Origin of the sequence: Streptomyces sp. NPDC059816 (genome assembly GCF_042732055.1) — a bacterium.
In the GTDB taxonomy this organism is placed as follows: Bacteria; Actinomycetota; Actinomycetes; order Streptomycetales; family Streptomycetaceae; genus Streptomyces.
Genome location: NZ_JBHWIQ010000001.1, coordinates 165355 through 187385, shown reverse-complemented (window position 1 = coordinate 187385; position 22031 = coordinate 165355). Strand labels below are relative to the sequence as shown.

The following is a 22031-nucleotide window of genomic DNA, read 5'->3' as shown; positions in this document are numbered from 1 at the left end:
CCGGCAGGACACGGTGAAACAGGTCTGCAGGGTGCGACGAGGAAATGTGACGAAGTGACCGCACAACCGGATGCTGGGGACGAGCCCGTGGTGAAGGCGACGCAGGAGGTCGCGGAGACCGCAGGCGCAGGTCCGGCCGGCGGGCTTGCGCGCAAGCGCCGTTGGATCGCCGCTGTCGCGGGTGGGGCGGTGTTGCTCGCGGGGGGCGCAGTGCTGGCCTCCACAGTGATCAAGTCGCCTTCGCAGGCGGCGGCGGAGGAGGCGAGTCCGCCGGAGCGGTCGGTGCTGACGTCAACGGTGGAACACCGGATGTTGACGTCGTCGGTGATCGTGCGCGGGCAGGTCGTCGCCGGACAGAGTGTGGATGTGGCGCCGCAAGTGGCCGGCGGGGAGGACGGTGCCGCACCCGTCGTGACCAAGGTGCCGGTCAAGCAGGGCGATCGGCTGAAGGCCGGGCAGGTCCTGCTCGAGGTCTCGGGGCGGCCGGTGTTCGCCCTGCCCGGGCGGATACCCGTCTACCGCGATCTCAAGCCCGGCGCGGAAGGCGACGACGTGAAGCAGCTGCAGGAGGCGCTGCGGGCCCTGGGACACAGCACGGGCGGCGATGCCGTCGGAACCTTCGGAGCAGGGACCAAGGACGCTCTCAACGCCTTCTACGCCGCCATAGGTTACGACCCGTTGCCGGCCACGGACGACAACGGGAAGGGGCTGAAGTCGGCCGAGCGCGCGGTGACGGCGGCCGAGAGGGCGCTGGAGGAGGCCAAGGCCGCCGAGGCCAAGGAGGCCGAGGGCAAGGACGCCGCGGGCAAGGGGTCGGCGCAAGCGGTGCAGGACGATCTGGACGAAGCGCGGGATGAGCTGGCCGCCGCGCAGGCCACGTCGGGTCCTCGGCTGCCGGCCGGCGAAGTGGTCTTCCTCCAGGGCTTTCCCGCCCGGGTGGACGCGGTGCCGGAACAGGTGGGTTCGCCCGTGGACGGGACGATGCTGACGGTGTCCGGCGGGAAGCTCGCGGTACAGGCCTATCTGCAGGAGCACCAGAAGGGCCTGGTGCGCAAGGGGCAGCGGGTGCAGATCTACTCGGAGCTGACCGGCATCGAGGCACAGGCGAAGGTGGGTTCGCTGGCCGATTCGCTGACCGCGCCGGACAGCGGCAGCGGGGGCGGCGGCGAGGGCGAGTCGGACGGCGGGGCGTCGGCGCCGCCGGGACAGAACGGTTATCTGCTGCGGGTCGATCCGGACAAGGCGTTGGACGCCCGGTTGGCCGGGCAGGACGTGCGGCTGACCATCGAAGCGGCCCGTACCGGCGGCAAGGCGCTGGTCGTGCCGATCACCGCGCTCACCGCGGGCGCCGACGGCCGGGCCACGGTCACGGTGCTCCAGTCGGACGACGAGCGGCGTCGGGTGGAGGTGCGCACGGGCACCGCGGGCGACGGCTTCGTCGCCGTAGAGCCGGTGGGGGCCGCCCGGCTGGCCAAGGGCGAGCAGGTCATCGTGGGTGTGAAGAAGGGGGCGGCGGGGCAGTGACGCCGGTCATCGAGTTCCGCCAAGTCGGCCTCACCTACCCGGGTCCGCCGCCCGTGCCTGCCCTCAAGCCGTGTGAACTGCTCGTCGAGCCGGGGGATTTCGTCACCGTCGTCGGGCCTTCGGGCTCGGGCAAGTCCACCTTCCTCAACATCGCCGGGCTGCTGGACGCCCCCACCCATGGCACGTACCTCCTCGACGGCTACGACACCGGCGCACTGTGTGACGCCGATCGAACCGCGCTGCGCGGTCGTCGCATCGGCTTCGTCTTCCAGGCCTTTCATCTGCTGCCGCACCGCTCGGCGTTGGAGAACGTCACTCTGGCCATGGTCTACAACGGCATCCCCCACGCCGAGCGGGCCCCGCGCGCCCGCGACGCCCTGGTCCGCGTGGGCCTCGGCCACCGCATCGACTCGCTGCCCACCCGGCTTTCGGGCGGTGAGCGCCAACGCGTCGCCATCGCCCGGGCACTGGCCGCCGGCCCCTCCCTGCTGCTGTGCGATGAGCCCACCGGCAATCTCGACACCGTCAACGCCGGGGCGGTCCTGGCGCTGCTGGACGAACTGCACGGCGACGGGATGACCATCTTGCTGATCACGCACGATCCGGAGGTGGCCGCCCGCGGTGCCCGCACCGTAGCCATCCGCGACGGTGTCCTTCGTGAGCAGCGGGTGGCCGCGTGAAGCTGCGCATCCGGCGTGCACGTGCCGCCAACGGCGTCATACCCTCCGTCTTCACCCCCCGCGACCTGCTCGCCGAGGCCACGGCCGGGATGCTGCAGCGGCCCGCCCGCTCCGCGCTGACCGGGCTCGGCACGGTGCTCGGCGTCGGCACGTTCGTGGCGATCCTCGGACTGACCGCGACCACCTCGTCCCAGATCGACGCCCGGTTCAACGCCCTGACCGCCACCGAGGTGACGATCGAGGAGACGGTGGACGACCCCGACCAGCTCACCGGGCCCGCCTTCCTCGAGGACGCCGACGCCCGGATGCGCAGGGTGAACGGGGTCAAGGCCGCGGGGGTCTACTGGACCGTGCGGGACGACCGGGCGGGCAGCGTCCGCTCCGCGCCCATCGGCGACAGTGCCGGAGGCGAGCGGATCGATGTCGTCGCAGCCTCGCCCGGCGTCCTGAAGGCCGCCGTGCCGACCCTGGCGGAGGGGCGACTGTACGACGAGCGGATGCCCAAAGCCGGCCGGGTCGCGGTGATCGGCGCGGGCACCGCGAGCCGACTGGGCATCACCACCCTGGAGACCCATCCCGCGCTGTTCATCGGCGAGGAGTCGTTCACCGTCGTCGGTATCGTCGACGATGTGGAGCGCAAGGCCGACCTGCTGCTCTCCGTCGTCGTCCCGGGCACCACCGCCAAGCAGATCTGGGGCGCCCCCGACCCCACCGAGTCCGGCATGTTGATCGCCACCGAACTGGGCGCCGCCCAGCAGGTCGCCACCGAAGCGGCCACCGCGCTGCGCCCTGACCACCCCGAGTACTTCAAGGCCATCCCGCCCCCGGACCCCAAGGCCCTACGCTCGACCGTGAGCTTCGACCTGAATCAGCTCTTTCTGCTGCTGGCCGGGATCTGCCTGATCATCGGCGCGGTCGGCATCGCCAACACCACTCTGGTCGCGGTGCTGGAGCGGACCGGCGAGATCGGGCTGCGCCGAGCCTTGGGCGCCCGAGCCCGGCACATCACCGCCCAGTTCCTGGCCGAGTCCGGAGCCCTCGGCGCCCTTGGCGGCCTGGTGGGCACCAGCCTGGGCACCGTGACGGTGGTTGCCGTCGCTGTGGTCCGAGACTGGACGCCGGTCGTGCACCCCGCAACCGTTGCCGCCGCCCCGCTGGTCGGGCTGGTCACCGGCGTGCTGGCTGGCCTCTATCCGGCCTGGCGGGCCTCGCGCATCCAGCCGGTGGAGGCCCTTCGGCGCTGACCGGTGAGGTCTGCGGGACCTATCGCAATGCCCGAACCGCCCCCCCAGCGTGGTCATCGGGGCCGCCATCCGGTGCTGGAGGGCCGCGGTGCGCACGAGCCGGGTCGTGGTCTCCTCGGTGCGTGGTTCAGCACCACGCCCAGAGCCCGGGCGTGGTGCTGATGCAGCAGTGACCGGGCCATGTCGAGCGTCCGCTCCAGCGCCTGGATCTGCGGCTTCTCGTCCACCGCGAACACCACCGCGTTCGTCGGCGGATCGGGATGCAGGCCCACCGCGTCACGGATCTTGTCTATCAGCAGCGCCAAGAGGCCCGAGAAACCACTCAGGGGCCCGACCCGCTTTCGCGGATCAGGCCCCTGACCTGGTCTTACTGGCTGTCGAGGTGACGGGATTTGAACCCACGACCTCTTCGTCCCGAATTAGGCTCGGGCGGGATAGCCACCTGCGTGTAACTGTTTCCGCAGGTCAGATACCTGGTTCCTGTGGGTCTTGCTTGGTGTCGGGAAGGTTCGGGTATTGCTCGGGCTCCCCAACTGGACGAGGCGTGTTCTTTCCCACGCTCCGGCCGGGGCCAATCGCCTTCTTCCTGGCAGGCGTGTCCTGAGATCGGTTGCCGCCCAAGCTCACGCCAGGCAGCTCAACGCCGAGGCCCGAAGGGCCCGGGGGCCGTCCGCCGACGTTCGCCGGCCCCTGCGTGATTACTGGCAACGGGCAAACTCGCGAGATCGCGGGCATGTGCACATTCTGCGTGCCAGACTCGTTCACGGAGCGGCGGAGATCACGCCGAACTCCCATCCCTGCACCCTGGTTGTTTATGTCCCGTGAGGGGTTGATTGGCATGCGCGTGTCATTAGTGTTCGGGTCGGAGATGCGTCGCCTGAGACAGGAGAGGGGGTTGTCGCTCCAAGAGCTCTCTATCCTGACCGGCTATCACAGGGCCCACCTCAGCAAGGTCGAACGCGGCTTGCGGAGCCCCTCACGCAACCTGGCTCTGCGCTCCGACGCCGAACTGAACGCAGGCGGAGAGCTGCAGCGATTGGTGGAGGGGCCTGCCCCACGGGTCGACGGGCCCGTTGGGGGCGGCGCGGTCGGCCGGGGGGCCGGGCGGCGCAAGTTGATCACCGCGGGTACGGGAACTCTCCTCGGCAGCGGGGTCCTGAACGGCCTGGGCCTCGATCCGTCCACGACTGGCGCCGGAACCGTACGGGACGAGGAGGGCAGCACCGCGCAAGCCTTCCGCGTCCAGTTCGACCAGATGCGCCAGCTCGGCCAGCGGACGGACCCGGTCCTGTTGTTGCCACTGCTCAAGACTCAGACCCAGACCGTCGCCGAACTCGCCGTCCGGGCAAGCTCCCAGGTCAGATCCAAGTTCCTCTTGCTCGCAGCCCGTTTCGCGGAGTACGCGGGATGGATGGCGCAGGAGTCCGGCGACACCCGAGCCGCGCTTGCCCTGACGGCAGACGCTGTCACCCTGGCCCAGGCCGGCGGAGATCGCGACCTCGCCTCGTATGCCCTGGTGCGACGCGCCCTTGTCACCTTCTACGCCGGTGAGGCGCAACGGACCGTCGCTCTTGCGCGCGGAGCGCAGGACGGCAGGCTGCCGCCGAGAATCCGAGGGCTTGCCGCCCAGCGGGAGGCCCAGGGCCATGCCCTGGCCGGGGACGAACGCGCCTGCTTGACCAGCCTCGACCGTGCCCGGACCGCCTTGTCCTCCGCGCAGCGGGAGAACACTGCCTGGCCGGTGATCGGCACCGCTCATCTCGCCGATCCAGCGGCCATGGTCACCGGCTGGTGCCTCTATGACCTCGGCAGGCCAAAGGCGGCGGCCCGCACACTGGACCAGGAGTGCGCCCGCATCCCCCGCCAAGCGCTCCGCGCGCGGACGCGCTACGGGATGCGCAGGGCCCTGGCCCATGCCGCGACCGGCGAGATCGAGTACGCCTGCAACATCGCCCAGGAACTCCTCGACGCCGCTGTGACCGTGCCGTCCGCCACGGTCAGGGCCGACATCGCGCTTCTTGCCCGGGAGCTGACGCGGTTCCGGGCCAACCAGGCCGTCCGCGATCTTCAGCCCGGGCTGACGCGGGCGCTCAGGCCCGTGCCTGCGACCTCTGGTTGATCTCTCCGCGCAGCCCCGCGTGACCGAGTTCTTCCTGCAAAGCCCGATCCTCGCGTACCGGTCGAGGTTCCGCGTGTCTGCCGACCCGGGGCCCGGCGTACCGGAATTGGCTTCCCCGCACCGGAACAGACCTTTGCGTCTGTGGAACGTGGTGCGCCCAACTCGTACTGCGGAGTCCGTACGCCTGTCGTACGGGAGCCCCCGTCCCCATGCGCCCGAACGCACCTCACCGACCTTTCATCCCTCCCAGAAGGAGTCGAGCATGCCCGACGTATTCGTGAACTACCGCACCGGCGACGAGGAGGCCACCGCCACCCTGATAGCGGGCGAGCTGTCCCGCCGCTTCGGCGACGAGGCGATCTTCAAGGCCAGCAAGTCGATCACTCCGGGCCAACGCTTCCCGGACCAGCTCGTCACGGCTGTGCGCCGCAGCAGCGCCGTCCTGGTGGTGATCGGCGAGCACTGGACCGAGGCGGAGTCCCGCAACGGCGGTCGGGCGCTGGACGATCCCGAGGACTGGACGCGTCGGGAGATCCTGGAAGCTCTGGACAGCGGGGCCCTGGTCATCCCTGTCCTGGTCGGCCGGGCCACCAGGCTCGACGCCGCAGCTCTTCCGCCGGAGCTGGCCGAGTTGGCGGACTTCCAGTACCGGCGGTTCAGCCACCGCAACGACCGGGCCGACCTCGCCCGACTGGCGGACGACCTCGCCGGCCTCGTACCTCGACTGGCCGCGGTGGACACCGAGCGCACGCCGGCCGAGCAGCCGTCGCCAGGCCATCAGGGGAACACAGCAGGCGGCGAGGTCCGCGGATCGCAGACTCAGGCCCGGGACGTCAGCCAGCGACTGCGCGGAAGCATCGGTCATCTCGCCGGAGACCTCGGCAGCTTCGTCAACGAACCCCAAGGGCCGGTCAACACCGGACCGGGCGAGCAGCACAACGGTCCGCGGTTCCACGGTGACGGCATGGGTGTCAGCTATGTGGCGGGGGACAACTCCGGCACCGTGCGGCAGACCTCGGGCCGTGAGTCACGGCGCGAGGATCAGGACCGGTGACGGGCGACGCCTATGTCAACGGGCCCCGCGGGCCTGTGAACAGCGGGACCGGTCCGCAGTTCAACGGAGGCTCGTTCTGGCTGCTGGACGAAGACCTGGGTCGGCTCCTCAGACGGGGCCCCGACCTGCAGAGGATCACCCTTCAGCGCCGTCGCCTTCTCCGCAGCCGCTTCGTTCCTCCCCGGTCGTTCCGCGACGGGCTGGAACGCATGGAGGCCCCGGGGGCCGTCGTCCTGCTCGACGGCCCCCGCGGCAGCGGCCGGCGCGCGGCGGCCACCATGCTGCTGCACCAGTCAGGTGGCGACGAAGGCCGGATGGAAGAGCTCTCGCCGGAGCACGAGCACGGTGCGGGCCGGCTGGAGCCCGGCCCGTCCGACCACTATCTCCTCGATCTCTCCAACACTGCCCACGACGACTACCCGGCCGCTCAGCGAGCCCTCGCCGCCTTCCGCTCGGCGGTCGAGGGCGCCGGAGCCCGGATGGCCGTCGTCCTCCCGGACAGCCTGGACCATCTCCTCGACGCGGACCTCCGGCCGCTGGTGGTGCGGCTGGGGCGGCCCCGGGAAATCGCGGTCTTCCGGCGGCATCTGCGAGTGGGCGGCATTGCGTTCACTCAGGAGGAGACCGAGGGCGAGGAGCTGTTGGGCTTTCTGGCCACGTCCCCGATGCGGGAGCTGGCCAAGCTTGCCGAGCTGGTGCGGCTGGCGAGGGACAGGGCGGGACAGGACAGCCGCTTCCCCGACTGGTGCGCGGAGGCGATGTCGGCCGTCACGGACTGGGCCGGGGAAGCGGCCCGCCAGGTCAGCAATCACCGTACGGCGCAGGGGCGGGCGCTGCTGTTGACCGGCGCCATGTTCAGCGGAGCCTCGGCGGACGCCGTCTTCCACGGCTCGGACCTGCTGCTGAGGACCCTTGACCACAGAGGGGACGACACCCCGCGCCTTGCACAGCCGGATCTGGGCGAGCAGTTCCGGTCGCTCGGGATCCGGCGGGACGCCGACGGCCGGGTCGGGTTCGAACGGCTGGCCTTCGACAGTGCGGTCCGTACCCACTTCTGGAACAACTTCCCCGATCTGCGCGACGGACTGCGGGACTGGGTCGGGCAGGCGCTCCGGCTGCCGCAGCTCACCCACGACGACCGGATGAGCCTGGTCGAACGCTTCTCCGACCAAGCGCTGGCGGTCGGACGGCCCGACCATCTGTGGGTCCTGGCCGAACAGTGGACCCGTACCGCACGCCGTCCTCTGCTCAACGCCGAGACGGCGGCCATGCTGGAACGCGGGCTCGTGCACGAGCGGTACGGGGCACGTTTCCGAGCTCAGATCTATGCCTGGGCCGTCGGCGGGGCCGCGTTGCCAGCGGACCTTGTACGCGTGCTGACCGGTGTCTGCCGGCAGGTCGTCGCATCCACACATCCCGCGCAGGCTCTGGTGCGTCTGCACCATCTCGCGCTCAGACCGGGAGGGGAGGAGGTCGAGGAGGCCCGAGCCGCCCTACTGGAAATGGCCCGGAGCAGCCGCCAACTACGAGCCCGCCTCATCGGGCGCCTCCTTTCCCCGGAGAGTCCGAACGCCCGCGCCCATCTGATGCTCTACCTGGATCTCGTCGAACCTGTCGGCCTACGGGCCCGCGAACCGTGGCGACAACTCACCGAGCTGTGGACAACGGTCATGGACGAGGGCTCGGCCGAGCTGTGGACACCGGTCGTACGACGCTGGCTCTCGGCGCTGCGACCGGAGGCCGAGGGGAGCCTCGGCCTCCAGGTCCTGCTGGACGCGGCCTCCGGACGGGGCGAGATCCTCAACCGGCTGTACGCGATCACCTGCGGCTGGGCCGCTGGCCCGGCTCAGCCCTCCGACGGCCGTGCCGCGACCGCCGCTGCCTTCTGGCACGCAATCGACGCCGTGCAGGGCGTCGATTGCGGCGGGACCACCTCATCCGACTGATTCAGGAGCGAGACATGCACCGCAGCAACAGCCTCTTCCCGGGGCTCGGAGCCGCCCTCTGCCTGATCCTCTTCGGCACCGCGGCCGAGGGGCCGAACGTCTGGCCGTGGATCTTCTTCGGTGCCGTCCTCACCGGCGGCCTGTGGTGGGCCAAGCGACGCACGGCCGCCCCGCCGCCCCAGCCTGCCCCGGAGCCTCCCATTTCTGTCGAACAGCCCTATGAAGTGGTCCAGGTGGAGAGCGTCCGACTGCCGAGCGCGGTCGCTGACTACGATTTCTTCTTCTCCGCGTCGATCTGGTGGCGACCCCGTGAGCAACGGTCCCACGGTGAGGATGCGGCCCTGTCCGCCCGGGCGAAGGCCTCGATCATCGAGCGGGCCGAGGCCGTCACCCACGCCGAACAGCCCGGACGCTGGGATTCCGTCCGGTACCGTCTGGAGGGGGTCCTCGGGGCCGTCCTACCCGATGCTTCTCTCGCGGTGGTGGCCATGGCCTCCCACGTCACCCTCACCCTCACCCCGGCGGACCGCGAGCGTCTCGACAACCTGGCGAACCTGCGGAAGGCACAGGCCACCTGGGACCGCGAGAGGCAATTCGAGCGCGATCGGCGCCACTACTTCGCCACCGAGATTCTCCACACCCCCGGCAGTGCGGTGACCTGGTGGCTCGCCCGACACGACGACGAAATCGAGCACGCCGCCAACCTGATCGGTCCCCTCGCCCAGCTCTCCGCGGCTTCGAACGACGCCGAGGTCCCCGAACTGTTCCGGCATCTCGTCCACACCTTGCCCGCCTCCGACACCGCCGACCTCCTCGGCGGATCCAGCCACCCGGCGACTCATCCGGCGTCCCCGTCCTGGAGCGCCGACCCACTGGACGACGACACCGACTCCGTGCTCCGCGGCGCGCATCTGTTGCTGGGCGATCTCGGCCTCAGCGACGAATCCGACGAACGCTCCGTCTTCCTCCACCGCCTCATCCGCTCCACCGAGGCCGCCGGCCGCCCCGCTCACGCCCAACGTCTGCGTGACGTCTTCTTCCCCCGCGATCCCGACGATCCCGACGCATCCGACGCTTCCGCCCCCGAGTCTCCGACTCCGCCATCGACTGCGCCTCCCGCTGCCGACTCCATGACTCCGGAGCACCCCGAGCCCCCCGTGGCGCCCGGCACCGCCTTCTACGCCAACGCCACCTCCTCCGCTCCCTCCTGGGCCCGCCCCCCGGAGCCGGACGCTGCTCAGTCCCACCGCCCGGAGAACGAAGGGACATGGGGAGGCGAGACCTGACCCGACCGCTTACGCGTGCAGGAGTGTTTCGTACGCGAAACTGCTCACCCAAGCCTTCAGCCTCCGGATACCAGGCCCTGACCCTCCGGCTCTCCATGCGCGCCGAAGAGTCGGGGCCTGGCCCACTCTCGCGTCAGGCCCCTGACCTGGGGTTTGGAATGTCAACGACTTAGTGTCGGGCTGCTGCGAAGCCAGGTAGGCATCGAGGGGGCCATCGTCGTAGCGCCGCGGGCGCTGGTGGAGACGGTCCGCGAGTACCGCGCCCTCCTCCGGGAGCGGTCGATCGCTCAGCCCGTCTGAAGCGCCGCGATTACCTGCCGTGCCCTGTGCCGGGCGGGTTCGATCTGAGGGTCTTTCAGGTGCGCCTCCGGTCCGAGGATCTTCAAGCACACGAAGAGCGTCATCAGCTTGCCGCCCCGGCTCTCGAAGCCGTGCCATCGCTCGCGCCGTACACGATCGGCCAGAGCGGGGACGGCGAACGAGGCGGCCCAGAGCGTCGCGGCGTCGAGCCCTCGGAGGGCGTTTCCCCAGTCCTCCCAGTCGAAGAGGGAGAGGGACGGCGCGCTCATGTTGGCCCAGTTCAGGTCGGCGTGGGCCGGAACCCATCGCTCGACAGTCGTATTAATCTCGTCGGTGTATGCATCGTGAATCAACTCGGTGAGTAGGGCCTGCGTGATCGTGACGGTGTCCGGGGTGGCCACGCGCCCGGTCGTGTTCCGCGCCAGTGCGTCCAGGGAAGCTCCGAAGGCCCGCCACCACTCCTCGGACAGCGCCGGCTCCTCAGCCAGGACGGGGGTCCCGACCGACGCGCCGGGAAGGAGATCGGTCTCGTCGGCCCGCCACATCACCGGCTCCTCCGCGTCCGACCAGACCACACACCCCCGCCACGCGGGCTGGGTGACGCCTTCCAGCCGGGCAGCGCTCTCCGTACCGTTCCACCCCTGGTCCGTGATCTTGTCGAGGGAGCGCCGCTCCACTCGTACCCAGGTACCTCGGTCTGCGCGGGCCACCACGGACCGGCGCCTGCATACTGCCGTGCCCGGGTCCAGTCGGGTCTGAAGGGACCGCTCGACGCGGTCAAGAACCTCGTCGACCGGCTCGACTCGGAGGTCGACAGAGTGGACAGCGGAGACCGAGTGCGTCGTGCGGGGACCGTGACAGTGGGCCCTGGTGTTACGGGGACATCTGAGCCAAGAAGGATGAGAAGGGTGAGTAGCTGCCTGATGCCTGCCCGGAGTCGAGATCGAACTGCGTGAGTGGACGACGCGGGGACAGAGGAGGTCTACCGCAAGCAGATCCACCCGGTGATCCAGACTGGGGTCGTTGCCGTGGACGGGATCTTCGGAACGGGGTACGGGCCTGGACCGGTAGCCACGCAGACAGACACTCAGGCGAAACAGGTGAGGCGCCTACGATTTCTCGTAGGCGCCTCACCTGTTCTTACTGGCTGTCGGGGTGGCGGGATTTGAACCCACGACCTCTTCGTCCCGAACGAAGCGCGCTGCCAAGCTGCGCCACACCCCGATGTCCCCGCATCAGCGGCGACGTCGATTACTTTAGCCCACCGGGGGCCGGAGACGAAATCCGGTTTCCCGGGCCCCGGCGGGCGTCCGCGTACCCGGTCAGGGCGCGGGGACCAGGGTCAACAGGGACACCTCCGGGGGGCAGGCGAACCGGACGGGGGTGTACCGACTGGTGCCGCAGCCCGCGGAGACGTGGAGGTGCGAGGTGCGCCCCGCGGCGGTGTGCGTGGAGAGGCCCTTGACCCGGTCGGTGTCGAGGTCGCAGTTGGTGACGAGCGCACCGTAGAAGGGGATGCACAGCTGGCCCCCGTGGGTGTGGCCGGCCAGGATCAGCGGGTAGCCGTCCTCGGCGAACGCGTCCAGCGCCCGCAGGTACGGTGCGTGCACGACGCCCATCGAGAAGTCGACCGAGGGGTCGGGGCCGCCCGCCACCTGGGCGTAGCGGTCCCGCTTGATGTGCGGGTCGTCCAGGCCCGTCAGCCCGATCTCCACGCCGCTCGCGCCCGTCGCCAGCTTGAGCGTGCTCCGCGTGTTCGTGAGGTTCAGCCAGCCGGCCGCGTCGAAGCCGTCCCGCAGGTCCTCCCACGGGTTGCGGACCACGCCCACGGCGGGCGGGTTGCCGTTCAGGCCGTGCTGTCCGCGGGCCTTCTCGAACAGGTACCGCGCGGGGTTGCGCAGGGTCGGTCCGTAGTAGTCGTTCGAACCGAACACGTACGCCCCGGGGAACTCCATCAGCGGGCCGAGCGCGTCGAGGACCTCGGGGACGCCCTCCGGGTCCGACAGGTTGTCCCCGGTGTTGATCACGAAGTCGGGGCGCAGGCCCGCCAGGGAACGCAGCCACCGCTGCTTCTTCCGCTGACCGCCGACCATGTGGATGTCCGACACCTGGAGGACCCGCAGTGGACGCATCCCCCGCGGGAGGACCGGAACGGTCACTCGCCGGAGACGGTACGAACGGGCCTCGAAACCCGCCGAGTAGAGCAGGCCGGCGGCGCCGACTGCCGCGATTGACAGGGGTACTCCATAACGCGCTCGCATGCCCCCATCGTGTCAGACTCGAACAACTCTTCCGCGATCGGTGTGATCATTCGGCGGCGCCCGGCCTGGCCCAAGCCTGCGCCCGGACCTGCGCCCGGATCTGCGCAGGGACGTGCGGCGGGGGGCGTTCCCGCGGCGCTGCGTAAATCGCCGGGCGTCCGGCCGGTCCCGCCTGCGACAATCCCCCCATGACCACGCTCAAGTCCAAGCTCAAGGAAGACCTCACCACCGCCATCCGGGGGCGCGACGAACTGCGCTCCTCGACGCTCCGGCTGACCCTCACGGCGATCACCAAGGAAGAGGTCGCCGGTACCCAGGCCCGTGAGCTGTCCGACGACGAGGTGCGCAAGGTGATCGCCCGCGAAGCGAAGAAGCGTCGTGAGGCCGCCGACGCCTTCGCCCAGGGCGGCCGCGCCGAGCAGGCCGAGCGGGAGAAGGCGGAGGGCGAGGTCCTCGCCGAGTACCTGCCGAAGCAGCTCGGCGACGACGAGCTGCGGGAGATCGTCGAGCAGGCCGTGGCCGAGGCCCGTGCGGCGGGTGCCGAGGGGCCCCGTGCGATGGGTCAGGTCATGAAGATCGTGAACCCGAAGGTGGCCGGTCTGGCGGAGGGCGGCCGGGTCGCCGCCCTCGTCAAGCAGCTCCTCGCGGGCTGACGAAGCCTGCGGCGGATCCGGCGAGCACGACAGAGGGGCGCCCCGGCACACGTCGTGTGTGTCGGGGCGCCCCTCTGCCCTGTCCGGTGCTCCCGCCACTCGTGGGTGACGGGGGCGCGATCAGTCGCTTCCGCGCCCGTCGCCCGCGCCGCCACTGCGCCCGGCGCTACCGCCACCGCCGCTCGTGCCGGGGCGGACATCGGTGTCCGGGCCGCCCGTGCCACCGGGACGGCCGCCGTTCGTGCCGCCGAGGAATCCGCCGATCAGGCCGTCGCCGGGTCGACCGTCCTCGTTGTCGCCGTCACCGCCCCCGTCGCCCCCGTCGCCCTCGCCGTCCTCGTTCTTCGGCTTGCGCGGGGTGTCGGGGATGTTGATCAGCTTGAAGTCGGGGGCGGCCTTGTCCGCGAGCGCCCCGCTCATGGCGTCGCGCCAGATCGGACCGGGGACCTGACCGCCGAAGACCTTGTCGTGGTACTGGCCGCCGATGGTGATGTTGACCATCCGCTGCTTGTGCGCCGGGTCACCGACCCAGACCGCTCCCGCCGCGTTCGGGGTGTACCCGACGAACCAGGCGGCGTAGCGGAAGTCCGTCGTACCGGTCTTGCCCGCGCTCGGGCGGGAACCCAGACCGGCCTCCTGGCCGGTACCGGCCTCGACCACACCCCGCAGGAGGGTGTTCACGGTGTCGGCGGTCCGCTCGGACATCGCGCGGGAGCAGGTGGACTTCGGGACCCGCAGCGACTTCTTCTCGGCGTTGGTGATCGACTGGATGGCCACCGGGGTGCAGTACGTGCCGCGCGAGGCGAAGGTGGCGTACGCGCCCGCCATGGTGAGCGGGGACATCTCCTCGGTGCCCAGCGCGATCGACGGGCCCTGCGCCAGCTTGCCGCCGTCGGCCCGCTCGACGCCCATCTGCTTGGCGAGCGTGGTGACCGGGCAGATGCCGATCTCGCTGATCAGCTCGACGTAGTAGGTGTTGACCGACTTCGCGGTCGCCTCCTTCATGCCGTACGGGCCGACCTCGCTCTCGTTCTCGTTCTCCAGCTCCTCGTTCGAGGTGTTCACGTACTTCCCGCCGCCACAGGTGTCCACCGGGCTGGGGAAGGGCATCTTGTACGGCGAGGGGAACACCTTCGTCGCGGGGACGCCGCCCTCGATGGCCGCCGCGGCGACGATCGGCTTGAACGTCGAACCGGGCTGGAAGCCGGCGCCGCCGCCCATGTCCTTGTCGACCGAGAGGTTGAGCACGGTCTCGCCCTTGCCCAGGCCGTAGGGGCGGGACTGCCCCATGGCGAGGATCTTGCCCGTCCCGGGCTCCACGATCGACATGGCCGTCGCGACCTTGTCGCTCTTGTAGACGTGCTTCTTGACCGAGTCCTGCACCGACTCCTGGGCCTGGGGGTCCATGGTGGTGCGGATGGTGAGGCCGCCGCGGTTCCAGATCTTCGCGCGGTCCTCCTTGGTCTTGCCGAACGCGGGGTCGGTCAGGAAGACGTTGCGCACGTAGTCGCAGAAGAAGCCGCCGCCGTTGACGGCGGTGATGCAGCCGTTCTGCGGGCGCTTGACCTTCAGGCCGAGCGGCTTGGCCTTCGCCTTGGCGGCCTCGGCCTGGGTGATGTCCCCGACCTCGGCCATCCGCTGGAGGACGACGTTGCGCCGCTTGGTGGCTTCCGCCTCGTCGTTCACCGGGTCGTACCGGCTGGGGGACTGGACGATGCCGGCGAGCAGCGCGGCCTGCTCGACGTTCAGCTTCTTGGCCGGGATGGAGAAGTAGCGCTGGGAGGCGGCCTCGATGCCGTACGCCTGCTGCCCGAAGAACGTGATGTTCAGGTAGTTCTCCAGGATGCGCTTCTTGCCCAGCTCCTCCTCGACCTGGATCGCGTACTTCAGCTCGCGGATCTTGCGGCCGAGGGTCTGCTGGGTGGCCTGGGCGACCTTCGTCGGGTCGTCGCCCGCCTCCTCGACGAAGACGTTCTTCACGTACTGCTGGGTCAGGGTGGACGCGCCCTGGGCCACGCCGCCGCTCTGCGCGTTCTCGTTGAGGGCGCGCAGGATGCCCTTCGCGTCGATCGCCCCGTGCTCGTAGAAGCGGGAGTCCTCGATCGCGATCACCGCCTTCTGCATGTACGGCGAGATGTCCTTCAGCGGGACCACCGTGCGGTCGCGCGAGTAGACCGTGGCGAGCGGGCCGCCCTCCGAGTCCAGGATGGTGGTGCGCTGGCTCAGCGGCGGGCGCTTCAGATTGGCGGGGATCTCGTCGAAGCTGTCGACCGAGCCCTTGGCCGCGAGGCCGAGCGCGCCCGCTGCGGGCAGCGCGATACCGGCCAGCACCACTCCAGCGAGCACGCTGACACCGAGGAACTTGGCGGCCTGCTGCGTGGGGGACAGCCCACCGCCCGAGCGCTTGTTTGGCATGGAGGCAGCCTACGTTCTGATTCGCCGGACACACGTATATGCCTTGGCCTAAGCTGCTCACGACTGTCACAGCAGTACGGCCGGACATCAACCCTTCAGATGGTCAAACCCCTTCCGCCCGAGGAAAGTTCCCCCGAGCGCTTGGAGGCGTCGGCGGCCCGCTGGGCGGTGTCCGATTCCGTCGCCTGTGTCGCCCCGCGTCCGAAGTGACGTAGGGAACCCTCCTGCTTTGTGGCTTCCCTCACGCATGTCCAAGCGTCACTCCGTTGGGTGATCTGCCGCGTACGCATAGTCCGTTCGGGCCATTCAAGATTGGGCCCGAAGGGGGTGTTGCGCTGTGCCTGCCTTCCGTAACGTCCTCAACTGGCGGCGGTGAATATGCCGCTGCCGCCGTGGGGGAGCCTCGAATTCGGGAGAGGACGGCGCCGGTATGGGCTGGGTAACCGACTGGAGTGCGCAGGCGGCCTGTCGCACTACCGATCCGGACGAACTGTTCGTACAAGGAGCAGCGCAGAACAGGGCGAAGGCGGTGTGCACCGGATGTCCGGTGCGTACGGAGTGCCTGGCCGACGCGTTGGACAACCGCGTCGAGTTCGGCGTCTGGGGAGGCATGACCGAGCGGGAACGCCGCGCCTTGCTGCGCCGGCGCCCGACGGTCACGTCCTGGCGCAGACTGCTGGAGACCGCGCGCACCGAGTACGAACGTGGCGCGGGCCTGCTGCCCGTGCACATCGACGACGTGGACGACATGCGCGAGATGGATGACATGGACGAAGTGGCTTCGTACGAGGAGCGCTACGAGAGCTACGCCGCCGTCGGGTAGACGGAACCGCGTACCGAGTGCACCGAGCATCACTCGTTCGGTGGATGTAGTGGGAGCGGCCCGTGCGTCGGTACGGGAACACATGCCCTGCTCGCGCGCTGGTGTGCGCGGGCACGCGTCGCTCGGGTGCATCGTCGTGCGATGCCCTGCGCGTGCACCACCCGTGCGCCGGCGCGCCGAACAGCCATGCGACGCGCGCTGATGTTCGTGCGCCCTGTGCCGTACATGTGCATGCCGTGCCGCACGCGCCGTGCGGGATAGGTGCTGTGCCGGTACGTGTCGTGCGGGTGTCGCGGGAACGGTGATCCGTGGGCCGACGGGCCCGTGGGTGCCCGATCTGCTGCCGTGGTGCGTGGCCCGCGTGCGGTGCTGACGGTGCCGGGAACTGCTGACGGTGCTGAGCGGTGCCGGGGGAGGCGCCGGGTCGTGCTGTGGAGGAAGACGTGAGGGCGGGGCCGGAGGTTGCTCGGCCCACGGTGATCGTTCTGCCGAGTGCCTTCCGTCCTCCGTCCACTCCCTCGTACTGGTCGTACTCGTCGTGCTCCTTGCGCTCCGCCGGCCAGGGACGGTCGGCCGAGGTCGGTCGGCCAGGGGTGGCCAGGGCCGGTCGGCCAGGGCGTCCGCTCAACCGGCGGGAGTCGTACCCGTCCCACCGGTGGCGGCTGCCGGCGCGGCCAGCCGCTCGCCGACGTCCCGCAGGCCCGCGAGGTCGTGGACGTCGCCCGGCAGCGCGGTCACCTCGGTGACGGCCACCTCGGGGTGCAGCGCGGTGAACCGGTCCCGGGTGCGCCGCTCGCGGTCCAGCAGTTGCATGCGCTCGGCGTGCAGCCGCAGCAGGCCGGCCGTCAGCCGGTCGGGTCCACCGCGGTCGCTCGGGCGGGGGTCGGGGTCACCCGGGTCGCTCGCGCCACGCGGGTGATCGGGGGTTTCGGGATGTTCCGGCCGTGATCGGGGCGAGCTGGGGGGCTCGGGGGATTCGGGGGGAGCCACACCGCTCCGAAGACCAGCTTTCCCGTCCCCCTGATCGACAATGCCCCGCCCGGCAAGATTTTCCGCATCGGAGCCCTCGGCCGCCACCGGCTCGGCAGTGCCCTCGGCCGCCGCCCGCCCGTCGAGACCGTCCGTCTCCCGCCCGTCCAGGGTTTCCGCCGCCGCCCGCTCGTCGAGGGCTTCCGCCGCCGCGAGCGCCCGCTCCGCGGACAGCCGGGCCGCGCCACTGGTGTGCACCCGGTTCAGCACCAGCCCCGCGAGCGGCATGTCGTCGGCGGCCAACCGCTCCACGAAGTACGCGGCCTCGCGCAGGGCGTCCCGCTCCGGCGCGGCCACCACCAGGAACGCCGTACCGGGCGCCTGGAGCAGCCGGTAGGTCGCGTCCGCACGGGTACGGAAGCCGCCGAACATCGTGTCCATGGCCGCCACGAACGTCTGCACGTCCCGCAGCAGCTGACTGCCCAGCACCTTGCCGAGGGCGCCGGACACCATCGACATGCCGACGTTCAGGAACTTCATCCCGGCCCGGCCGCCGACCTTCGCCGGGGCCATCAGCACCCGGATGAGCTTCCCGTCCAGGAAGGACCCGAGCCGCTTGGGAGCGTCCAGGAAGTCCAGCGCGGACCGGGACGGCGGGGTGTCCACCACGATCAGGTCCCACTCGTCGCGCGCGCGCAGCTGCCCCAGCTTCTCCATCGCCATGTACTCCTGCGTGCCCGCGAAACCGGCCGACAGGGACTGGTAGAAGGGGTTCCCCAGGATCGCGGCGGCCCGCTCGGGGTCGGCGTGCGACTCGACGATCTCGTCGAACGTCCGCTTCATGTCCAGCATCATGGCGTGCAGTTCGCCGCCCGCCGCGTCGTCGACGCCCTTCACCCGACGCGGGGTGTTGTCGAGCGAGTCGATGCCCATGGACTGGGCCAGCCGGCGGGCCGGGTCGATGGTGAGCACGACCACCTTGCGCCCGCGCTCGGCGGCCCGCAGTCCGATCGCCGCGGCCGTCGTCGTCTTCCCGACGCCGCCCGCGCCGCAGCACACCACGATGCGGGTGCGCGGGTCGTCCAACAGGGGGTCCACGGCCAACGCCCGCTCGATGGGTGGCGTCATGCGCTGTCCTGCTTCCTCAGGTCCGTGGCGAGCCGGTACAGGCCCGCGAGGTCCACGCCCTCGGCGAGCAGCGGCAGTTCGGCCAGCGGGAGGCCGGAGCCTTCGAGCACGGCCCGCTGGGTGTGTTCCAGGGCGCGGCGTTCCGCGTACTCGGCGGCCTGCGCGAGCAGCGGATCGACGAGCTTCTCGGCGTTGCCGCCCTTGCGGGCCCCGCCGAGTCCGGCCGCCGACAGCGACCTGGCGACGGCGGAGCGCGGGACGCCGCCGTCCGCTCCGTCCAGCAGCGCCAGCGAGGCCCCGTCCAGTAGCCGGGGGCGCACCATGTTGACGAAGACCCGGCCCACCGGGAGGTGCGCGGCGTGCAGTTCGGCGATGCCGTCCACGGTCTCCTGCACGGGCATCTCCTCCAGCAGGGTCACCAGGTGGACGGCCGTCTGCGGGGACTTGAGGACCCGCATCACGGCCTGCGCCTGGTGGTGCACGGGCCCTATCCGGGCGAGCCCGGCCACCTCGTCGTTCACGTTGAGGAAGCGGGTGATCCGACCGGTGGGCGGCGCGTCCATCACCACGTGGTCGTACGCGAACCGGCCGGCCTTGTCCTTGCGCCGGACCGCCTCGCACGCCTTGCCCGTCAGCAGGACGTCCCGTACGCCGGGCGCCACCGTGGTGGCGAAGTCGATCGCGCCGAGCTTCTTGAGGGCCCGCCCCGCGCTGCCCATCTTGTAGAACATCTGGAGGTAGTCCAGCAGGGCCAACTCCGCGTCGATGGCGAGGGCGTACACCTCACCGCCGCCGGGGGCCACCGCGATCTTCCGCTCCTCATAGGGCAGCGCCTCCGTCTCGAAGAGTTGCGCGATGCCCTGACGGCCCTCGACCTCGACGAGGAGGGTGCGCTTGCCCTCGGTCGCGAGGGCGAGCGCCAGTGCGGCGGCGACCGTGGTCTTGCCGGTACCGCCCTTGCCGCTGACGACCTGGAACCTGCTCACACTGCGAGCCTAACCACTGGCACCGCGGCCTACGCAGGAGGCCGCCTTTCCCAGCGGATACAGTCGCCGCATGACCAAGAAGTGGGAATACTCGACCGTGCCGCTGCTCGTCCACGCCACCAAGCAGATCCTCGACACCTGGGGACAGGACGGCTGGGAGCTGGTGCAGGTCGTTCCGGGTCCGAACCCGGAGCAGCTCGTCGCCTACCTGAAGCGCGAGAAGTCCGAATGAGCGGGGCGGTCGAGGCGCGTCTGACCGCGCTCGGACTCACGTTGCCGCAGGTCGCAGCGCCGCTCGCGGCCTACCAGCCCGCGGTGCGGACCGGTGTGTACGTGTACACCGCGGGCCAGCTGCCCCTGGTGGAGGGCACCTTGCCGCTGACCGGGAAGGTCGGCGCCGAGGTCACCGCCGAGGAGGCGAAGGGCCTCGCGCGGACCTGCGCGTTGAACGCCCTGGCCGCGGTGAAGTCGGTCGCCGGGGACCTGGACCGGGTCGCGCGAGTGGTCAAGGTCACCGGGTTCGTCGCGTCGGCGGCGGACTTCACCGGTCAGCCGGGGGTCCTCAACGGGGCCAGCGAGCTGCTGGGCGAGGTCTTCGGGGACAAGGGCGTGCACGCGCGCAGCGCGGTCGGCGTCGCGGTGCTGCCGCTGGACGCGCCGGTCGAGATCGAGGTCCTGGTCGAGCTGGTCGCCGACTAGGTTCCGTCGAGGTCCCGTAGCGGGCCGCGGCGCCGGTGGTGAGCCCCGGTGCCGGGCCCCCACGGCCCCCTCGAACATCAGCGCCCCCCGGGATAGCCTCCCGCCATGGTGAACGGGCAGTGGTACCCACCCGAGTGGCCGGACCGCATCCGCGCGTGGGCGGACGGCACCCTGAGAGCCGCCCCGCCCCGGCGCGCCGCCACCGTGATGCTGCTGCGGGACGCCCCCGACGGACCCCGGGTGCACCTGCTGCGCCGCCGCGCCTCCATGGCCTTCGCCGGGGGCGCGTACGCGTATCCGGGCGGTGGCGTCGACCCCCGTGACGACGACCGCGACCTGCGGTGGGCCGGTCCCCCGCGGGCGTGGTGGGCGTCCCGGCTCGGTACCGACGAGGCGACCGCCCAGGCGATCGTGTGCGCGGCCGTGCGGGAGACGTACGAGGAGTCCGGGGTGCTGCTCGCCGGCCCCGCGCCGGACGCGGTGGTCTCGGACACCACCGGCGAGGACTGGGAGGCCGACCGCGCCGCCCTGGTGGCCCGTGAGACCTCGTTCGCGACGTTCCTGGACCGCCGGGGCCTGGTGCTGCGTTCGGACCTGCTGGGCGCCTGGGCGCGGTGGATCACCCCCGAGTTCGAGCCGCGCCGCTACGACACCTGGTTCTTCGTCGCGGTGCTCCCCGCGGGGCAGCGCGCCCGCAACGCCTCCACGGAGGCCGACCGCACGGTGTGGACCCCACCGGCCGCAGCCGCCGCCCGGTACGACCGGGGGGAACTGACGATGATGCCCCCGACCATCGCGACCCTGCGCCAGCTGGCCGGCTTCGGCACGGCCGCCGAGGCGTTGGCCGCAGCTCCCGGGCGGGACCTGACCCCCGTCCTGGCGCAGGCACGGCTGGAGGGTGACCGGGTGGTGCTGACCTGGCCGGGTCACGAGGAGTTCACCAAGGCGGTGCCCGCGTCCGGGGCCGTCCCGGACGGTGCGCCGGAGCCCGGCGCGGGAGGTGCGCGATGACCGGAACGGTTCCCCTGCCCGGCCAGCCGCGGGGTGCGGTGGTCTCCGGGGCGGCGACCGAGCGCGCGGTGAACGTCCTCGCGCCGAACGCGTCGCCGATGACCCTGGACGGCACCAACACCTGGATCGTGGCCGAGCCGGACTCCCCGCTCGCCGTCGTCATCGACCCGGGCCCGCTGGACGAGTCGCACCTGAGCGCCGTGATCGCGACGGCCGAACGGGCGGGCAAGCGCGTCGCCCTGACCCTGTTGACCCACGGCCACGCCGACCACGCGGAGGGGGCGCACCGCTTCGCCGAGCTGACCGGGACCCGGGTGCGCGCCCTGGACCCCGCGCTGCGGCTCGGGGACGAGGGGTTGGCAGCCGGGGACGTGATCACCACGGGCGGGCTGGAGCTGCGGGTGGTGCCCACTCCCGGGCACACCTCCGACTCGCTCTCCTTCCACCTCCCCGCGGACCGGGCGGTCCTCACCGGGGACACCGTCCTCGGGCGGGGCACCACGCTGGTCGCCCATCCGGACGGGCGGCTCGGGGACTACCTGGACTCGCTGCGCCGGCTGCGTTCGCTCACCGTCGACGACGGGGTGCACACGGTCCTGCCGGGGCACGGGCCGGTCCTGGACGACGCGCAGGGCGCCGTGGAGTTCTACCTCGCCCACCGGGCGCACCGGCTGGCCCAGGTGGAGACCGCGGTGGAGGACGGCTGCCGGACCGCGGCGGAGGTCGTGGCCCGGGTGTACGCGGACGTGGACCGTTCGCTGTGGCCCGCGGCCGAGCTGTCCACCCGGGCCCAGTTGGACTACCTGGGCGAGCACGGCCTCATCTAGCCGCGCGGACACCCCCTGACCGGCCCGGTGGGGCCCTGAACGCCGAGGAGCGCCCCGTGACCTCACGGGGGGGGCCACGGCGGTGAGGGGGGGGCGCGGCGGCCGC

At 71.0% G+C, this 22031-nt stretch carries 18 protein-coding genes, 1 tRNA gene and 3 pseudogenes; 15 read left to right on the top strand and 7 right to left on the bottom strand.

What is annotated here, in order from left to right; all coding sequences use genetic code 11:
• Positions 1-54 precede the first annotated feature (54 nt).
• The 3 genes from ACFV88_RS00825 to ACFV88_RS00815 are packed head-to-tail and all read left to right on the top strand — an operon-like array spanning position 55 to position 3448.
• Positions 55-1524: a peptidoglycan-binding protein gene (locus ACFV88_RS00825; RefSeq protein WP_385484414.1), complete on the top strand. Its 1470-nt coding sequence runs from the start codon at positions 55-57 to the stop codon at positions 1522-1524.
• Positions 1521-2204: an ABC transporter ATP-binding protein gene (locus ACFV88_RS00820; protein WP_385484411.1), complete on the top strand. Its 684-nt coding sequence runs from the start codon at positions 1521-1523 to the stop codon at positions 2202-2204. The genes ACFV88_RS00825 and ACFV88_RS00820 overlap by 4 nt, the downstream gene beginning before the upstream one ends.
• Complete coding sequence (locus ACFV88_RS00815) at positions 2201-3448, top strand: ABC transporter permease (RefSeq protein WP_385484408.1); 1248 nt, start codon at positions 2201-2203, stop codon at positions 3446-3448. Before ACFV88_RS00820 ends, ACFV88_RS00815 begins: the two co-directional genes overlap by 4 nt.
• 53 nt (positions 3449-3501) lie before the next feature.
• On the opposite strand, the gene ACFV88_RS00810 is transcribed toward ACFV88_RS00815, so the two are convergent.
• The gene (locus tag ACFV88_RS00810; RefSeq protein ID WP_385484405.1) at positions 3502-3753 is read right to left on the bottom strand and encodes a hypothetical protein; all 252 of its coding nucleotides are present in this window, start codon (positions 3751-3753) and stop codon (positions 3502-3504) included.
• 428 nt (positions 3754-4181) lie between these two features.
• Between ACFV88_RS00810 and ACFV88_RS00805 the strand changes: the two are divergent.
• The 5 genes and pseudogenes from ACFV88_RS00805 to ACFV88_RS00785 form a co-directional block, all read left to right on the top strand.
• Positions 4182-4466: pseudogene (locus ACFV88_RS00805) on the top strand (helix-turn-helix domain-containing protein); the annotation flags it as partial.
• A 96-nt stretch (positions 4467-4562) separates the two neighbouring features.
• On the top strand, positions 4563-5567 hold the full coding sequence (locus ACFV88_RS00800) for a transcriptional regulator (RefSeq protein ID WP_385485162.1): 1005 nt from the start codon (positions 4563-4565) through the stop codon (positions 5565-5567).
• 262 nt (positions 5568-5829) lie between these two features.
• A complete protein-coding gene (locus tag ACFV88_RS00795; protein ID WP_385484402.1) occupies positions 5830-6621 on the top strand; it encodes a toll/interleukin-1 receptor domain-containing protein in 792 nt (263 codons plus the stop codon).
• Positions 6618-8567: a hypothetical protein gene (locus ACFV88_RS00790; RefSeq protein ID WP_385484399.1), complete on the top strand. Its 1950-nt coding sequence runs from the start codon at positions 6618-6620 to the stop codon at positions 8565-8567. The genes ACFV88_RS00795 and ACFV88_RS00790 overlap by 4 nt, the downstream gene beginning before the upstream one ends.
• Before the next feature lie 14 nt (positions 8568-8581).
• Positions 8582-9853 carry a hypothetical protein gene (locus ACFV88_RS00785; protein WP_385484396.1) on the top strand — a complete coding sequence of 424 codons (1272 nt, stop codon included), beginning with the start codon at positions 8582-8584 and terminating at the stop codon, positions 9851-9853.
• 287 nt (positions 9854-10140) lie between these two features.
• On the opposite strand, the pseudogene ACFV88_RS00780 reads toward ACFV88_RS00785, so the two are convergent.
• Positions 10141-10995, bottom strand: a pseudogene (locus ACFV88_RS00780) (hypothetical protein); the annotation flags it as partial.
• Between the two features lie 123 nt (positions 10996-11118).
• Here ACFV88_RS00780 and ACFV88_RS00775 point away from each other — a divergent pair.
• Positions 11119-11202: pseudogene (locus ACFV88_RS00775) on the top strand (site-specific integrase); the annotation flags it as partial.
• Between the two features lie 101 nt (positions 11203-11303).
• Here the strand turns inward: ACFV88_RS00775 and ACFV88_RS00770 are convergent.
• Together ACFV88_RS00770 and ACFV88_RS00765 are read right to left on the bottom strand one after the other, a co-directional pair.
• Positions 11304-11377 (bottom strand) — tRNA-Pro (locus ACFV88_RS00770).
• 98 nt (positions 11378-11475) lie between these two features.
• On the bottom strand, positions 11476-12414 hold the full coding sequence (locus tag ACFV88_RS00765; protein WP_385484393.1) for a metallophosphoesterase: 939 nt from the start codon (positions 12412-12414) through the stop codon (positions 11476-11478).
• A 188-nt stretch (positions 12415-12602) separates the two neighbouring features.
• On the opposite strand from ACFV88_RS00765, the gene ACFV88_RS00760 reads away from it, so the two are divergent.
• On the top strand, positions 12603-13067 hold the full coding sequence (locus tag ACFV88_RS00760; protein ID WP_385484390.1) for a GatB/YqeY domain-containing protein: 465 nt from the start codon (positions 12603-12605) through the stop codon (positions 13065-13067).
• Positions 13068-13187: 120 nt separating this feature from the next.
• Here the strand turns inward: ACFV88_RS00760 and ACFV88_RS00755 are convergent, their stop codons facing one another.
• The gene (locus ACFV88_RS00755; protein WP_385484387.1) at positions 13188-15482 is read right to left on the bottom strand and encodes a transglycosylase domain-containing protein; all 2295 of its coding nucleotides are present in this window, start codon (positions 15480-15482) and stop codon (positions 13188-13190) included.
• A 430-nt stretch (positions 15483-15912) separates the two neighbouring features.
• Between ACFV88_RS00755 and ACFV88_RS00750 the strand changes: the two genes are divergently transcribed.
• Positions 15913-16305, top strand: a complete 393-nt coding sequence (locus tag ACFV88_RS00750; RefSeq protein ID WP_385484384.1) for a WhiB family transcriptional regulator — start codon at positions 15913-15915, stop codon at positions 16303-16305.
• 624 nt (positions 16306-16929) lie between these two features.
• On the opposite strand, the gene ACFV88_RS00745 is transcribed toward ACFV88_RS00750, so the two are convergent.
• Together ACFV88_RS00745 and ACFV88_RS00740 are read right to left on the bottom strand one after the other, a co-directional pair.
• Positions 16930-18402 (bottom strand): ArsA family ATPase, encoded by a 1473-nt coding sequence (locus tag ACFV88_RS00745; protein WP_385484381.1) that lies wholly within the window; start codon positions 18400-18402, stop codon positions 16930-16932.
• The gene (locus ACFV88_RS00740; protein ID WP_385484378.1) at positions 18399-19388 is read right to left on the bottom strand and encodes an ArsA family ATPase; all 990 of its coding nucleotides are present in this window, start codon (positions 19386-19388) and stop codon (positions 18399-18401) included. The genes ACFV88_RS00745 and ACFV88_RS00740 overlap by 4 nt, the downstream gene beginning before the upstream one ends.
• A gap of 70 nt (positions 19389-19458) precedes the next feature.
• On the opposite strand from ACFV88_RS00740, the gene ACFV88_RS00735 reads away from it, so the two are divergent.
• The 4 genes from ACFV88_RS00735 to ACFV88_RS00720 all read left to right on the top strand — a co-directional run bounded on the left by ACFV88_RS00735 (position 19459) and on the right by ACFV88_RS00720 (position 21925).
• Positions 19459-19620: a DUF4177 domain-containing protein gene (locus ACFV88_RS00735; protein WP_385484375.1), complete on the top strand. Its 162-nt coding sequence runs from the start codon at positions 19459-19461 to the stop codon at positions 19618-19620.
• Positions 19617-20087 carry a RidA family protein gene (locus ACFV88_RS00730; protein WP_385484372.1) on the top strand — a complete coding sequence of 157 codons (471 nt, stop codon included), beginning with the start codon at positions 19617-19619 and terminating at the stop codon, positions 20085-20087. Before ACFV88_RS00735 ends, ACFV88_RS00730 begins: the two co-directional genes overlap by 4 nt.
• A gap of 105 nt (positions 20088-20192) precedes the next feature.
• Positions 20193-21098: an NUDIX hydrolase gene (locus tag ACFV88_RS00725; protein ID WP_385484369.1), complete on the top strand. Its 906-nt coding sequence runs from the start codon at positions 20193-20195 to the stop codon at positions 21096-21098.
• Positions 21095-21925, top strand: a complete 831-nt coding sequence (locus ACFV88_RS00720) for an MBL fold metallo-hydrolase (protein WP_385484366.1) — start codon at positions 21095-21097, stop codon at positions 21923-21925. Before ACFV88_RS00725 ends, ACFV88_RS00720 begins: the two co-directional genes overlap by 4 nt.
• Positions 21926-22031 lie beyond the last annotated feature (106 nt).

What these genes read in the sequence shown, in the direction of transcription:
- ACFV88_RS00765 (WP_385484393.1), bottom strand. Translation starts at nt 12,414, where the DNA reads ATGCGAGCGCGTTATGGAGTACCCCTGTCAATCGCGGCAGTCGGCGCC.
- ACFV88_RS00760 (WP_385484390.1), top strand. Translation starts at nt 12,603, where the DNA reads ATGACCACGCTCAAGTCCAAGCTCAAGGAAGACCTCACCACCGCCATC.
- ACFV88_RS00785 (WP_385484396.1), top strand. Translation starts at nt 8,582, where the DNA reads ATGCACCGCAGCAACAGCCTCTTCCCGGGGCTCGGAGCCGCCCTCTGC.
- ACFV88_RS00725 (WP_385484369.1), top strand. Translation starts at nt 20,193, where the DNA reads ATGGTGAACGGGCAGTGGTACCCACCCGAGTGGCCGGACCGCATCCGC.
- ACFV88_RS00720 (WP_385484366.1), top strand. Translation starts at nt 21,095, where the DNA reads ATGACCGGAACGGTTCCCCTGCCCGGCCAGCCGCGGGGTGCGGTGGTC.
- ACFV88_RS00755 (WP_385484387.1), bottom strand. Translation starts at nt 15,482, where the DNA reads ATGCCAAACAAGCGCTCGGGCGGTGGGCTGTCCCCCACGCAGCAGGCC.
- ACFV88_RS00795 (WP_385484402.1), top strand. Translation starts at nt 5,830, where the DNA reads ATGCCCGACGTATTCGTGAACTACCGCACCGGCGACGAGGAGGCCACC.
- ACFV88_RS00735 (WP_385484375.1), top strand. Translation starts at nt 19,459, where the DNA reads ATGACCAAGAAGTGGGAATACTCGACCGTGCCGCTGCTCGTCCACGCC.
- ACFV88_RS00745 (WP_385484381.1), bottom strand. Translation starts at nt 18,402, where the DNA reads ATGACGCCACCCATCGAGCGGGCGTTGGCCGTGGACCCCCTGTTGGAC.
- ACFV88_RS00750 (WP_385484384.1), top strand. Translation starts at nt 15,913, where the DNA reads ATGGGCTGGGTAACCGACTGGAGTGCGCAGGCGGCCTGTCGCACTACC.
- ACFV88_RS00730 (WP_385484372.1), top strand. Translation starts at nt 19,617, where the DNA reads ATGAGCGGGGCGGTCGAGGCGCGTCTGACCGCGCTCGGACTCACGTTG.